The sequence below is a fragment of the Microcoleus sp. Pol1C5 genome (genome assembly GCF_036701115.1).
GTDB lineage: Bacteria > Cyanobacteriota > Cyanobacteriia > Cyanobacteriales > Microcoleaceae > Microcoleus.
In genome coordinates this window covers 175,558-190,719 of record NZ_JAUBQE010000006.1, presented here as the reverse complement: position 1 = coordinate 190,719, position 15,162 = coordinate 175,558, and the positions used below count along the sequence as shown (strand labels likewise).

At 41.0% G+C, this 15,162-nt stretch carries 8 protein-coding genes and 2 pseudogenes; 5 read left to right on the top strand and 5 right to left on the bottom strand.

Annotated elements, in window-relative coordinates; translation table 11 throughout:
• Positions 1–314: 314 nt before the first annotated feature.
• Together QUA23_RS05600 and QUA23_RS05595 are read right to left on the bottom strand one after the other, a co-directional pair.
• Positions 315–755 (bottom strand): tyrosine-type recombinase/integrase, encoded by a 441-nt coding sequence (locus QUA23_RS05600; protein WP_333110316.1) that lies wholly within the window; start codon positions 753–755, stop codon positions 315–317.
• A gap of 90 nt (positions 756–845) precedes the next feature.
• Entirely contained in the window at positions 846–1,469 is a 624-nt protein-coding gene (locus tag QUA23_RS05595) for a transposase (RefSeq protein ID WP_333079655.1), read from the bottom strand.
• 317 nt (positions 1,470–1,786) lie between these two features.
• On the opposite strand from QUA23_RS05595, the gene QUA23_RS05590 reads away from it, so the two are divergent.
• The 5 genes and pseudogenes from QUA23_RS05590 to QUA23_RS30990 all read left to right on the top strand — a co-directional run bounded on the left by QUA23_RS05590 (position 1,787) and on the right by QUA23_RS30990 (position 5,260).
• Complete coding sequence (locus tag QUA23_RS05590) at positions 1,787–2,005, top strand: helix-turn-helix domain-containing protein (protein ID WP_445243468.1); 219 nt, start codon at positions 1,787–1,789, stop codon at positions 2,003–2,005.
• A gap of 525 nt (positions 2,006–2,530) precedes the next feature.
• Positions 2,531–2,728, top strand: coding sequence for a transposase (locus QUA23_RS05585; protein WP_333079659.1), 198 nt, complete (start codon positions 2,531–2,533; stop codon positions 2,726–2,728).
• Positions 2,729–2,780: 52 nt separating this feature from the next.
• Positions 2,781–3,242, top strand: a complete 462-nt coding sequence (locus QUA23_RS05580; RefSeq protein ID WP_333079661.1) for a winged helix-turn-helix domain-containing protein — start codon at positions 2,781–2,783, stop codon at positions 3,240–3,242.
• Positions 3,243–3,299: 57 nt separating this feature from the next.
• Positions 3,300–3,569: a transposase gene (locus QUA23_RS05575; RefSeq protein WP_333079662.1), complete on the top strand. Its 270-nt coding sequence runs from the start codon at positions 3,300–3,302 to the stop codon at positions 3,567–3,569.
• A 536-nt stretch (positions 3,570–4,105) separates the two neighbouring features.
• Positions 4,106–5,260 (top strand): annotated as a pseudogene (locus QUA23_RS30990) (ISL3 family transposase).
• 610 nt (positions 5,261–5,870) lie between these two features.
• On the opposite strand, the pseudogene QUA23_RS05555 reads toward QUA23_RS30990, so the two are convergent.
• From QUA23_RS05555 to QUA23_RS05545, 3 genes and pseudogenes are all read right to left on the bottom strand, one after another.
• Positions 5,871–7,364 (bottom strand): annotated as a pseudogene (locus tag QUA23_RS05555) (IS5 family transposase).
• A 217-nt stretch (positions 7,365–7,581) separates the two neighbouring features.
• On the bottom strand, positions 7,582–11,664 hold the full coding sequence (locus QUA23_RS05550; protein ID WP_333074639.1) for an amino acid adenylation domain-containing protein: 4,083 nt from the start codon (positions 11,662–11,664) through the stop codon (positions 7,582–7,584).
• Between the two features lie 174 nt (positions 11,665–11,838).
• On the bottom strand, positions 11,839–15,114 hold the full coding sequence (locus QUA23_RS05545; RefSeq protein ID WP_333074637.1) for a beta-ketoacyl synthase N-terminal-like domain-containing protein: 3,276 nt from the start codon (positions 15,112–15,114) through the stop codon (positions 11,839–11,841).
• Positions 15,115–15,162: the final 48 nt, after the last annotated feature.

Genomic DNA, 15,162 nt, shown 5'->3' with positions numbered 1-15,162 from the left:
CTCTCTTTCTACATGGTGATCGTGATGACTTAATTCTGTGCAGTCTTCAGGGTTTTTCTCCCTTACATCTTTTCGCTTGTTAAACGCCCATGTGGCGAAGATATTTGACCCGTCACTGCATCTCGAAAATAGCTCGATGTCTGGAACCATATTTAAACTAAAGCTCCTCTGATTTAGGAGCCTTTGTTTTAGGGGCTTAAGGGCTTTAAAGAACTTTCCTAGCCTAACGATAGTGCTCAACTTTCTGTTGGTGATGATGCCGTAAACCAATCTCAGGCTTTGGGCACGAGCTCCTCTCAACGCTATGAGAGCCGTTAAATCGATAAAGAGGCGATCCCTCCTTTGACTTGCTCTGGCTTCACCTCTAAGTAATGCTGCAACTGTTCCAGGTTACTGTGACCGCTGATTTCTTGAATAATCCGCAGCCCTATTCCGGCGTTGCTCATCTGGGTGAGAGCCGTCCTCCTAAAACTGTGGGTGGAGGCTCCCTCGATGCCAACCCGCTCGAACGCTTCTCTCAAAATCTGATCCGCGGAGTTGGTGTGCAGATGCTTCCAATGGTGGTTCGGGTGGCGGCCGGGGAATAAATAAGTCTGACCCGCGTGGGAACGCCAAGATGTCACGAGACTCCGCAAATCTTCGATGACAGGAATCGTTCGGGTTTGGAGTTGGCCTTTGGTGTTGCCCTTGCGGAAGTTGATTGTAGGTCGGACTGTACCTTTGGCAGTGTAAATACAGTAGATTCCAGGGAACAAGCTTCGGCAATGCGGCAGGCGGTGTAGAGACAAACTCCGAACAAGGTGCGATCGCGTGAGGTTTGCAAACTTCAGGGGGCGACAACGAGGCTAAAGCGGTTGTCCTATAAGCTTTATAGCTTGTAGTCCTCTCTTATAAAACGGTTGCTTATTGCGAACTAAACCTATCATACACTCTACCCACTCCCAACAGCAGTCATGGGCAATTAGCCAATTTTCCCCATATAAACCAATCCAAAACTTGCTATGCCTTCTTCTGGTTCTACCTGGCTCGCTTAGACGGCACACATATTTTTCCTGTCCTTGAAGTTGAGTTATTTTTCCTCTCAACCATGCCGAATTCATCGCTATGGCAATTAAAATCATCAAAGCAATCAATTTCTCAGGTGATGCCTGGCAGCCTTCGAGATTATATCCTCCTGTTTTACAGTCTTTAAACATTGCTTCGATGCCGTAACGTTGACTGTAAATCTCGATCGCACTCTTCAAATCTGGCAGATTAGTTAACAGATACCAAGGTTCATTTTCTTGTTTACCTCGATATTGACGTTTCCATGAAGCGACCAAGTTAAATCGAGAAAAACCTTTCTTTTTAGTAAATCCCACCTTTGGATAAAACAGATGAATTCCCGGTTTAACTGGAATGCTATCTAGTGCTTGAAAAGATTGTCTTTTTTCAAAGGAAAGTCGTACTTCTTTTTTGACGCAGGACAAAGCTCACATGCTGGCGGTGCAACCCGAAGTGCCAGTTCGATGCTATGAAATTCGCGATCGCCAATAATGATTAGTTTATATAGCAATCCTAAATCATTATCAAGACTATGATACAATTATATGCAACACTTGATTGTGACAATAAAAAAATGAATAACTTATACCAATTTCCTAAAATAGTGGTACAGTTAGTAGGTATCTTTTTTGTGGATTAGTACCCAAATATAAAGAAGAAAGATGTCAGGAGTTGTCAAAGTTGAAATTCGGGAAACAGAAGAAGAACTGAAAGTTCTTCTGAGGAAAGAGAAAGATGTGACTTGCTACGAAAAACTGCAAGTTCTGTATTGGCTCAAAACCCAAACGGTAGAAACTGTATTATCTGCCGCTGTGCGGCTCCGTGGAAACATCGTACCACAATCCAAAGATGGTTGTCTAGTTATCGTTCGGGGGGAATCGAAGAATTATTATTGCAGAAACCTCGTTCGGGAAGACCCAGAATAATGAATCCTGAAACTGTAGAGATATTATCAAAATAATTACAAGAACCCGAAGGATTTAGTAGCTACAAAGAAGTACATCAATGGTTGACAAGTTGCTGTGAAGTAAAAGTGGCATATCGAACAGTACACCAATGGGCCAGATATCGGCTGAAAGGAAAATTAAAAGTGCCGCGTCCGGTGAGTGAAAAACAGAAACCTGGGGTAGTAGAAGAATTTAAAAAAAACTCTCATGTCTAATTAAAAGCAGTCTGAGTCAGAGCGAGAGCTTTTTAAAACAGTGGAAAAAAATTCGCTATTGGAGTCAAGACGAAAGTCGAATGGGGCTACACACAATTCAAAGAAGGAAATTAACTGGCAAAGGCATTAAGCCTCACGGAGCAGTGCAATGGGACTTTATATATCTGTGGTTGTATGGAGTAGTAGAACCTCAAACAGGAGAGGGATTTTTTTATGAATTTACGCATCTAGACGAGCCGTGTGTTTTGAGAACTTTTTGGAGCTATTTGCCACCGCTTATCCAGATGATTTGCATATAATTCAATTAGACAATGGAGGATTTCATTGTTCATTGAACCTAAGTATACCAGAGTGATTTTACTGTTTCAACCAGCTTATAGTCCGGAAGTGAATCCCATAGAAAGGCTGTGGGGATATATCAAGGAACAATTGAAATGGTTGAGATTTGATGGTATAGAAGAATTGAGAGAGACAGTGCAAAAAGAGTTAAAAAAGCTGACTAATGAAGTGATTGCTTCTTAGACAGGATATCCATTCATTTTAGAGGGTTTATCTGTAGCATGAATTTAGGAAAATGGTATTACAACTGCCACAAAAAGATAGAGATTGTTTAGAATCTTTCATTAAAAGCGATATAGATGCCAGAGAACTAAAACGAGCAATAGCTGTAAGGATGGCGCTCTCAGGTAATACCTACCATGAGGTCGGCAAGATTTTAGGTGTAAGTAATTTTTTTATTGGTTATTGGAAAAAACAATTTAAAACCAAAAGCCTCGCCGGAATCAAACTAGGAGATAAAGGCTCAAAAGGGTATTTAACAGCTCTACAAAATACTGAAGTTATCAAGTGCTTAAAAAATAAAAAATCTTGGAATTTAGATGAGCTAGTTACTTATTTAGAGCAAGAATTTGGTGTGATATATAAATCAAAACAGAGTTACTATGAACTTTTCGATCGGGCGAAAATTAGTTGGAAAAGAACTCAAAAAACACATCCTAAATTTGATAAAGAACTGGTAAAAAAAAAGACGGACTAAATTAACGATATTTTATTTAAAAACAAGGCTGGTATAGAGTGTGGGGAAATAATAGTATTGTTTTTAGATGAATGTCATCTACTTCATGGTGATCTGACTGGTTATGTTTGGGGTCAATCCAAAATTAGAATTGAAGTCCCAATTACCAATGAAAAATATAGACAAACTTATTTTGGCGCACTTAATTATCAAAGCAAAGAATTCCATGTTCAGAGCCATCCATCTGGTGATGGAAAATCAACAGTTAAATTCATAAAATACTTACAAGATAAATATAAAAATATAAAAATTATCTTGATTTGGGATGGAGCTAGTTATCATAAATAGGGAGAATTTAGAGACTTTTTATTAGAACTAAATGGTGCCAAAGAACCTGCTAATTGTCAATTACTTGTATTTTATTTGCTCCCAATGCTCCCCAACAGAATCCCGTTGAAGATATTTGGTTACAAGCTAAAAACTTTTTAAGAAAGTATTGGTATTTATGTAGGTCTTTTAAGATTGTCAAATTTATGGAGAGAGTTTTTTACTAACGAAGATAAATTTGCTTTCCCCAAAATACGTCAATATACTTACACACAGAAAATCATTTAGGATTGCTATATGGGCGATCGAGCTACCGCATCAAGCCGATCGCCCGCTTTGCAGGCAAAGTCACGGATTTTAGATTTTAGATTTTAGATTTTAGATTTTAGATTTTGGATTGAGAATAATCTCGATCGAACCCAGTCCCAGATTTGCTGGCGAGTTGCAGGCAATTGGACTTAAAAGTAAAAATAAGCGCGATTCCCTACCGACTACCGGGGATTAATGGCTCTCCTGAGTTTATGGTGTAAAATAGATCAACCAATACAATTATAGTGATGAGCTTTCATTTAGACTATCTATTAGACTTGCCTGGAGTTAAGGTTGAAAATTGCACTCAAATTGAAGGACAAATGTACTTTCGTTTGAGTGCTTTAGCATCAGGAATAGTTTGTCCTCACTGTGATAATTATACAGAAGAGCTCCATCAGAATCGACCTATATTAGCCAGAGATTTGTCAGTTTTCGGTCGTTCTGTGTATTTACAATTACCTCGTCGGCAGTTTTACTGCGCTAGCTGTCAACGTTACGTTACAGAAAGATTAGAATTTGTGGACAAAAAAAGACGGCATACTCAACGATACGAACAAAATATTTATGCGCGTGTTCAACACTCAAGCATGGAACAAATAGGGCGAGAAGAAGGATTGAGTTATGACGAAATAAAAGGTATTTTTACTCAGGTGAATTCCTGTAAAAAAAAAGCTGTTGGGAGTCAGTGAAACGAGTGAGTATAGATGAGATAAGTATGAAAAAAGGAAAAGGAAGTTTGGTAACTGTTGTTAGTGACATTGAGGAGGGTAATTTGATTGAAATGATTGAGTCTCACCGTCAAGCCGACATAATTGAAGCCCTTATAAAACAACCGTTTGAGGTGCGAAAACAAGTTAAAGAAGTGAGTATTGATATGTGGGGAGGATTTCCAAAAGTTAGAGAACAAGTATTCCAAAATGCCAAAATTGTCATCGACCGTTTTCACGTGATGAAAGCAGTTAATAAAGACTTGAATAAGTTGCGCCGAGCAGTAGGAATTACAGATAGAGGCAACAAATACTTATTGTTGAGTAATGGAAGCAACCTTAATTCCGACCAAATTGAAAAGTTGGCAATCACCTTGGAAAAATCAGAATGCTTAAGAATTGCTTATGAGATGAAAGAAGAGTTTCGGGAAATATACGAGACCGATATGACCGTCAAAAGAGCAGCGGACTAAGTTCAAGGATTGGCTGAATTATGCGACGATATTTTTTCAAGAATCATGTTCGACAATTGTCAATCATTTTGAAAGAATTTGTAACTACTTTCTTAATCGTATAACAAGTGGAGTTATGGAAGGAATAAATAATCGAATTAAGTTAATTATGCGACAAGGATATGGCTTTTCAAACTTTGATAGTTTTCGAGAACGCGTATTAGCTTGCTTCTCTAATTAGATAAAAATATCACCGTAAGTTCCGGAGAGCCGGATTAATCAGGGCGATGGGCTATGAGTTTTCATGAATTCTCATGAATTTTCATGAGCTTCGGATGTCTAATTATGTCTTTTTATGCGATCGCCCATCAACTTGTAGGGGCTGTTACTGGGCAAATTCCACCTCGCCGACGATCGCGTAAGAAATTTATGTTAGTGGCTCTATCTCTTCTAGCCGTAAGAAATCTACTCCTTTGGACGCAACGGTGCAGCAAAATAAGGCTGAAATTAGCGATCGCCTCCCCACTTTCTAAATCCGCAGAAATAGCCCTTTACCCGTCCCAGGTAATTGCGATCGCATTGATGTAGGGAGTATGAGCCGTCAATATTTTAAGTTCTGTACCAGTTGTCAAATTCCACAACTTTAGCGTGTTATCCACCGATCCACCGTAGCCCAGTCTAAAAAAGTGTACGTCCAAGTTGACCCCGACTCCGCCACCTCATCTACTTCATAAATCTGTCGCAATCCTTGGGATCTGTAACCATCAACTTTCGGCCCTTTCCTGAATTTTCGCTTAGGTAGGGCTTGCTGAATAAGTTAAGAAAAATCACGATAGCAATTGAGGAATGATTCAAGTTCGGCGACACATAATTTTTTGTTTTCTATAACTTGTCCAGTTATAGTTTTTGATAATAACTGACCTGTAAATAGCTGTAATTTTCGGTTTTTGACATAAAAACACACAAAAAACCCGTCTTAACCAGGTAGAAAGGTTCATTACTAAAAAAGTAATAGCAATGGCTGTACCAGATGTATTATCAAGTTTTGCCATCACTCGATTGAGACCGAATCTTCGTTTTCCTTGCCCAAACTTGCCCTCAATGGCATTTCTAATCCTCTCATCTTCCAACGCTTGCCTCTTTTTTGATTTACTCACATTTGCTGGCGGTCTTCCTAATGGCGGCCCACTCAGCCTAATGCCTTTTTCTTTACACCATGCTCGGTTTTCCGGATTTCTGTAAATGCGATCTGCCTGAACTGATTCTGGATAATACCCTGTGAATTTATGATATGCTTCTACTTGTGTTTTTAAGTCGCCTGATTCGTTAAAGTTATCCCAGCTCATCCGGTCTAAAAATACATATCCTTCAAAGCAGCTCGCTGATAGTTTGGCTCCAAACTCTACGCTTTTTCCTGCTTTTCCTCTGACAATATGACGAAGGTGCGGTTAACTTAAACTTACTATTCTATCCTCAATGCTCTGTTTATTGTTATCAAATAACCACTGTTGTTGGCGAGTGACTTCTGTGAGGACTAGCAAGGTTTTATATTCCTGTTTATTCAAACTTTCTAGGGTCGCACCGGAATCGATTAGCTGTTCAATATGAGAAGCGTTTCTTTTAATGTATTGAAGTTGTTTTTTAATTGCCTGTCTTCTTTTGTGGCGGGTAGGTCGTCTTTGTTTCGCGATTAATAAGTAATTTTTTCTGGCCTTATTACGGTAGGTTCTTGGTTTTTTAGTGGTTGGCTCTTTAATTTGTTTATAGAAAATATCGATGATTTTTTCGGTATGAACTCTGGCTCTATTTAATAGTCCTAAGTCGGTCGGATAACTAATGTCGGCTGGGGCGCAGGTTGCATCTATGATTAGTTGACCGCGATTGGATGACTCATTTTTGGCGTCCAAATACTTTTTTTTTTCGGGTTTGACAGGCGTGATTTCTCGCATTTTTTCTACCATGCGTTCATTCACTTTATTAATTAGGTTCGGACTGATTCGTTGCCGAACGTGAACTAATAGGGATGGGTCAAATGCGAGTTCATTGCTGTAAGTTAATTGACCAATAAAGTATTGCAGGTAGGGGTTTTCCCGGATCTGTTCTACTGTTTCACGATCGCTAATTCCTAATTTTTCTTTAATAATTAATGCCCCCAATGCCATCCTAAAGGATTTAGCAGGGGCCCCCCTTTCTGTGGGGAAGTTTTTAGCATATTCTGTTTCAAATTCTGACCACGGGATTAGTTCGGCCATTTTTACCCAACGGTTAAGGAGTGACAATTTTCCACATGAGGGGAGTTCAAAGTCGGAAGGTGAGGGGTGAGCAAGCTCAGATTTTTTGTACACGATCGCAGGTGGTGATGCACGGGTGTTGACCTATTTTACCTGTTAATCTTGCACTTTTTTCTCGCTCGCGCGATCGAAAACCCAGACCACGCAATATGCGAGCGATTATTCAGCAAACCCTAGCTAAAAATCATACTTAACGGGAAAAGTAAGGATTGCTTCCCCCACCGAAGGCATCCCTTTATTTTGGCACTCATAACACCTTTAGGTTAATTTGTCAATCCGTAACTCCTACATTTATTTGAGCGAGATAACATTTCAACTGTTGGGCTAATGTTTGCACGTGAGGTTCAGCGAACATCGAGAAATGATTTCCCGGAACTTCAATAACTTCGATCGCTTGCTGGGAACATTTGCCCCAACCTAACAATAAGTCATCGCTATGGAACTCCGAACTCTCAAAATCATGAGCAATTTTATCACTAGCTCGAAACAGCGTAATTTTGTGGGGATAAACCTGGGGAACGTAATCTCGCATGGCTTGAACGTGAGATTTAAAAACCTTGTAATCGCGAATATACTGCGACATCTCAGTGTCGCTGACGATGAAGTTGGCCTTTCTATTTAATAACTGAAATTGCTCATCCAACGGTAGCGATCGCATTTCGTCGTAGGAGACTGAAAAATCGATGCCGAACCAGTTTTTAATTGACTCAGCTAACCGGAGTAAAAATTTAGCATCATCATCCTTTGTTGGTTGAATAACTGTTTCTGGTAATATGGCATCAATTACCACTAGCAAGTCTACTTTTTGACCTTGTTTTTGTAGTTGTTGTGCCATCTCAAAAGCAACCACACCGCCAAAACACCAACCTCCTAAAAGATACGGTCCTTCCGGTTGCACTGCGCGAATTTCTTGGAGGTAATAAGCTGCTGTTTCTTCTACTGACTTAGCTTCAGTTTCTACGGAGCTGGGAGACTGTTCCAAGGCGTAAAATGGTTGCTCTCCACCAATTTTGTTTGCCAAGTTTATGTAAGCGAGAATGTCTCCTCCGGCGGCGTGTACGCAAAAGAAAGGAGTCCTCGAACCAGAAGAATTCAGGGCTACCAGCGGGGAACCAGAACTCAAATTTGTTGGCTGGCTGACAATTTTAGCGAGTTTTTCAATTGTCGGGTTTTCAAATAAAATAGATAAGGGAAGGTTGTGTCCGAACAACTCGTAAATTTGAGCCATTAAGCGTACAGCTAAAAAGGAGTGACCTCCCAACTCGAAGAAGTTATCTGTAACTCCAATTGAGTTAATAGCTAGAAGATTTTCCCAAATTTTTACCAAACCTAATTCGGAAATATTTCTGGGCGAAACGAAGGATTTTGTGGAATTCGATCGGATCAGATTATCAGTTGGAAGCGATCGCTTATCTACCTTGCCATTTGGTGTTAGCGGTATTGCATCTAGCATCACAAAAGCAGACGGTATCATGTAATCCGGTAGTTTATTTTGCAAATAACCATGCAATTGTGAAATTAAGTTTGGTTCATCTGTTACTATGTAAGCGATCGGATGCCGATCGCCTTGTGTATCATCGCGGATAATGACAACAGATTCTCGAATATCGGGATGTTGCAAGAGCGCACTTTCAATTTCGGCCAATTCTACTCGGAAACCTCGAATTTTTACTTGTTCGTCACGGCGACCTAAATATTCGAGATTGCCATCGTGCAAATAACGCGCTAGATCGCCAGTCTTATAGAGTTTTGACTTGGGAGTGAAAATAAACCGTTCATCAGTTAGTTCGGGACGGTTAAAATAACCTTTCGCCAATCCATCGCCACCGATGTACAATTCACCGCAGACTCCTACGGGAGTTGGTTGTAAATGACGATCGAATATGTAAACTTGAGTGTTATCAATTGGATGACCGATCGGAACGCTAGTTGCTTTTTCTGGTAATAAAGTCGTATCGTAGTAAGTAGCATTAGCAGAAACTTCAGATGAACCGTAAAGGTTAATCAATTTGGCAGATGGCAGCAATTTTTGGAACGATCGCGCTAAGCCGAGAGGTAGTGCTTCTCCACTGGTTATCCAAAGTTTCAACTTCGACAATTTCTTGGTTAAATTACCGTAAGTATCTAGAATTAAGCGCAGCAAGGAAGGAACAAGTATGACTCGCGTAACGTGATGGCGATCGAGGGTTTCTAGAAATAGTTTAGTGTCTTTGACAACTAGATCGGGAATGATAACGGTGGGAATTCCTTGGAGTAAGGGAGCAAAAACTTCCCAGACTGAATCTACAAAACTAATAGCTGTTTTCTGACAACAAATGTCTTCTCTTTCAAAGGGATAAGCTTTCCACAACCAGTGTAACCCATTAACTGTACCTCGGTGAGTGCCGAGAACGCCTTTGGGAGTTCCCGTCGAACCAGAAGTGTAGATCACATAAGCAAGATTGTCACTTCTCAATGTGTTGGCAGGATTTTCTTGACTTTCTCGATCGATAATTTCCCATTCTTCATCTAGACAAATAACCTGTATTTGTTGAAAGCGATCGCGTAATGATGAATGACTGATGACTAATGAAACTTGGGAATTAGAAACCATGAAAGAAAGACGATCGGTTGGATAATTTGGGTCGAGAGGAATGTAAGCACCGCCAGCTTTCAGGATCGCCAGAATTCCAACTATCATTTCCACCGATCGATCCAGACAAATCCCCACGAAACTTTCGGTTGTTACTCCCAATTTTTGTAAATAATGGGCAAGTTGATTGACCTTTTGGTTGAGTTCTCGATAGGTTACTTTTTCGGAGCGATCGATTAATGCTAAACTATTGGGAAAATGCTCTACTTGCCGTTCAAATAATTGATAAAGAGAGGTATCTTGCGGGTAAGTGGTTTGAGTATTATTCCACTCCAATAACAGTTGTTCTCGCTGTTTGGCAGTTAGAATGGGTAATTCAGAAATTTGGCAATCGGGATTAGCAACGATGCTTTCGAGTAAGGTTTGGAAATTATCGATGAGTCCTGTAATTGTTGCCGCATCAAATAAGTCGGTACTGTACTCTAAAAATCCAGTTAATCCTGCTTTGGATTCGCTGATTGACAGAAAAATGTCGAACTGAGATGTACCACTATCGAACTCCAAACTACGCAAAGTTAACCCCGCAATCTCTCGATCGGACTTAGGCGTATTTTGCAGTACAAACATGACCTGAAACAAAGGATTTCGGCTTAAATCTCGATCGGGTTGCAATTCCTCTACTAGCTTCTCGAAAGGCAAATCCTGATGTGCGTAAGCGTCGAGAGTCACCCCGCGTACCCGACTCAAAAGCGTCCGAAAACTTGGGTCACCGCTGAGGTCATTTCGCATCACCAATGTATTGACAAATAAGCCAAGGACTCCTTCTAGTTCTGCTTGATTTCGATTAGCAATTGAAGAACCTATAAGGATGTCTTCTTGCTCTGTATAGCGGTAAAGTAAAGTATTAAAACCCGCCAGTAAAGTCATAAATAAAGTGACTTCTTCCTCCTGACCTAATTTACTGAGTGCCTCTGTTAGGGTTTTGGGAAAAGTAAAGTATTGCTTTGCACCATTAAATGTGGTAATAGTCGGTCTGGAACGATCGACAGGCAGTTGCAATACAGGTAAATCACCGCCTAGTTGTTGCTTCCAGTAATTAAGTTGGGTAGCGAGTATTTCACCTTGCAAGCGATCGCGCTGCCAAATTGCAAAATCTGCATATTGGATGGGGAGTTCCGGTAATGACGGAGATTGACCTGTGGAGAACGCCGCGTACAGCGCTGCCAATTCCCCTGCGAACACTCCTATAGACCATCCATCGGAGACGATGTGGTGCATAGTCAAAAGGAAAATATGTTCTGTTTCGCCTAGACGCAGCAAAGTTGCCCGTACCAGAGGCGCTTGGGATAAATCAAAGGGTTTTTTAGATTCCTCGATCGCTATTTGTTGAACTTCAACATCCCAATTTTTTCCCGACAAATGTTCGAGGTTGACGATCGGTAATTCCCAGCTTGCTTCCGATGCGATCGCCTGAAACGGTTGCTTATCTACTATTACAAAACTCGTCCGCCAAGCTTCGTGACGCTTCATAATTTCGTTAAGACTTTGCTTAAGCGCCGTCACATCAAGCATTCCCTTTAAATGAATCGCTGTCGGAATATTATAGAAGGAACTTCCTTGATAAAGTCGATCGATAAACCAGAGTCTTTGCTGGGAAAAAGATAAGGGAATACGATTGGAGTGTGGTCGCTTAGGAATAGCAGAACTTTTAAATTTTCCTGTCTTCCATTTTTCCAGAAGGGCTTTTTTTGTTGCTGATAGATTAGAGGTTGAGTTTTCCATGATTTTAATTTAACCGTAGATAAAGAATAGATGAACGCAGATGTTTAGAAAGGTACGTAGTTGGGCTTTAGCCCTCTTATCCTGCTCATGCAGTAAATGAGGTAAGCGCCTAACAACTTCAATTACGAATTTACCAGTCATACCTTATATACCTGAGAAGGGCTGTATAGACTGTTATTGATTAGCCAAAAAAGCTTCAACTTCTTCGTCAGATAATTCGGCAATTTTTTCGAGGAGAAGTTGGTCGATCGTTTCGGCTTGTTTGGCGACAGTGGATGCTTGAAGTAGAAGGTCGCGCAGTGGTAGTTCAACTGGGAAGTTCGATCGCAATCGCGAAACTAATTGGGTGGCGATCAGTGAATCTCCTCCTAACTCAAAGAAATTATCGTGAATCCCGACTTGTTTAATACCGATAACTTCTTGCCACATTTCGACAATTTGTTCTTCTAATTCATTAGTGGGAGGAACATATGAATTACTGAGGCTGGGTCTTAAATAGCGTGGGGAGGGGTCTGTTTGCTGGGATGGTTTTGTATCAGGTATTAGTTCTGCCAGCAAAGCATCAATATCGTCTTGGTTTTGGGGATTAAGGGTATAAATTTCAGCGCTGAGTTTAGCAAATTGTTCTCCTAACTTTAACGTAATTACATTTTGACCTTTTTGTTCCAATTTATTAAGCAATTGGGAACCTGCACCAGATTCATCAACAAACACTAACCATCGATCTTTTTTGTCGGATGTTGTTGAGTTGTTACTCCCAGATAAGGATGGCGATTTGACATCAATCCAGTAACGTTGGCGCTCGAAAGGATAGGTCGGTAGGGGGAGACGATGACGCAATTCGTGGGTGGAAAAACCCGACCAATCTATCTTTACACCTGCCATCCAAAGCCGACCTAATGCGTTTAATAATAGGGCAACATCGGATTGTTGTTCTTGAGGATGGCGTAAGGAAGTTAGCACCAGATGTTTGGCACCTGGTTCTAAATGCCGCTTAGTTAACGAGCTTAACGTCCGTCCCGGCCCAACTTCCAAAAATATTGCTTCCGACTGTTTCAATAACTCGGAAATTCCGGCAGAAAATCTCACTGTTTGGCGCAGATGTTTGCTCCAATAGCTGGGATTTGTGGCTTCACTTTGTGTAATCCAGGTGCCAGTGGCGTTGGAAATAAAGGGAATTTGAGGCAGATTCAGCTTCACTTTTTTAATAGCAAGTGCAAACTGTTCCACAATCGGTTGCATCATCTCAGAATGGAAGGCATGAGATGTATGTAGGCGGCGACAGTCTCTAGCTTGGGAATTTAACTGATTTTGCAAGTTTTCGATCGCTTCTGTCGAGCCTGAAACGACGCACGAGGATGGCGCGTTAATTGCAGCTAAAGAAAGTTCTTTGCCCAAAAATGGCTGAACTTCCTGTTCTGAGAGGGGTACCGCAAGCATACTTCCAGAGGGCAATTTCTGCATCAATTGACCTCTAATTGCTACTAAAAACAAGGCATCTTCTAGGGAGAAAACACCTGCTAAAGTAGCAGCTACATACTCACCAATACTGTGTCCAATTAGCGCTACGGGATGCACTCCCCATTCTATCCACAACTTAGCGATCGCATATTCAACAACAAATATAGCTGGTTGGGTAATTGCTGTTTGTTGCAATTGCTGAGAAGCTGCTGCGGTTTGTGCTTCGCTGGGATAGAGAATTGAACGCAGATCGATACCTAAATGAGGTTTGAGAATTTCCGAACAGATATCTATTTGTTCTCTAAATGTTGGCTCAAGTTCGTAGAGTTCTCGCCCCATATTTACATATTGTGCACCTTGTCCAGAAAACATGAATACGATCGGACGGTGAGAGGGCTTTTGGTAGTGCGTAAAAGCTCGTTGCGAATCTAAATTAGTTAGCGCATTAAGGGCATCTTTAATATCATGACAAACTACCATTCGGCGATGTTCAAAAGTCCGACGACCGACTTGCAATGTGTAAGCAACATCAGCGATATTTAAATTGGGATGCTGTTGTAAATGTTTGGCTAAATTTACAGTTGCAGTTTCTAATGCTGTATTGGTTTTTGCTGAGAGTAGCAATAACTGCCAAGGACGTGAGGCACTAGAGACTTCAACATCCGGAGTTTCTTCGAGAATTACATGAGCATTTGTTCCACCAATTCCGAAAGAACTGACTCCAGCACGACGCGGATTGCCGTTAGTTTTCCATTCCGACAACGTAGTATTAACGTAAAAGGGACTATTGGCAAAATCTATCTGGGGATTGGGTTGTTGAAAATGCAAACTGGGAGGTATTTGTTTGTGTTTAAGTGCTTGGATAGTTTTGATTAAACCTGTTATCCCAGCGGCTGTATTCAAATGTCCAACATTAGTTTTAACTGAAGCGATCGCACAAAAACCATTCCGATTAGTTCTGGTACGAAAAGCTTGGGTGAGAGCTGCAATTTCGATCGGATCTCCCAATGAAGTTCCCGTTCCATGCGCCTCAATATAACTAATAGTTTCGGACTCCACTCCAGCTAAAGCAAGTGCTTCTAAAATCACCTCCCTTTGACCTTCTACGCTGGGGGCTGTGTAACCAACTTTTAAAGAACCGTCATTATTAATTGCGGAACCTTTAATGACCGCATGAATACAATCCCCGTCGGCTACAGCATCTTCTAAGCGTTTCAATACGACAATACCCAAACCGCTACCAAAAATTGTTCCTTGAGCATTTACATCGAAAGCTCGGCAATGTCCGTCAGGGGAATTTATTCCTCCTTCTTGATAGCGATAACCTGTTTTTTGTGGTACTTGAATTGAAACACCACCAGCCAACGCGATATCGCTTTCGCCATTCAGCAAACTTTGGCAAGCTAAGTGAACTGCAACTAATGATGTGGAACAGGTGGTTTGAACGTTAATGCTCGGTCCTTTGAGGTTTAATTTGTAAGAAGTTTGCGTGCAAAGGTGGTCTTTATCATTGCCAATTAACACTTGGAACGGATCGACCGATTCTATTAAATGGCGATTAGGATACAGGTTAGAAAATAAATAACTGCTCAGAGTTACACCTGCAAACAAACTGATTTGACCGGGGTAAGTTTCCGCATCGTAGCCAGCATTTTCTAGTGCTTCCCAAGCACATTCTAGAAAAAGACGCTGTTGGGGATCTGCGATTTCAGCTTCTCTGGGTGTAAAGCCGAAAAATGCCGCATCAAATAGTTCTATGTCTTCCAGTACGGTGCCTGCTTTGACATATTTGGGGTCATTGAATACGGCTGGGTCTGTACCTGTAGAGATGAGTTCTTCGTCTGTGAAAAAAGAAATTGATTCTACGCCATCTCGCAAGTTTTGCCAAAAATCATCAACATTTTTAGCACCAGGAAAACGCCCCGCCATGCCGACGACAGCGATTTCATCCTTTCCATCAAAACGATTAAATTCAGTTGAACTATTCATCGGCATTACTGTTCCTCATTATCCAAGTAAACTTGGCAAACATGGCCT

Excerpts from the sequence above, each read along its gene's own strand:
- QUA23_RS05580 (WP_333079661.1), top strand. The coding sequence starts at position 2,781 with ATGGTATTACAACTGCCACAAAAAGATAGAGATTGTTTAGAATCTTTC.
- QUA23_RS05550 (WP_333074639.1), bottom strand. The coding sequence starts at position 11,664 with ATGGAAAACTCAACCTCTAATCTATCAGCAACAAAAAAAGCCCTTCTG.
- QUA23_RS05545 (WP_333074637.1), bottom strand. The coding sequence starts at position 15,114 with ATGAATAGTTCAACTGAATTTAATCGTTTTGATGGAAAGGATGAAATC.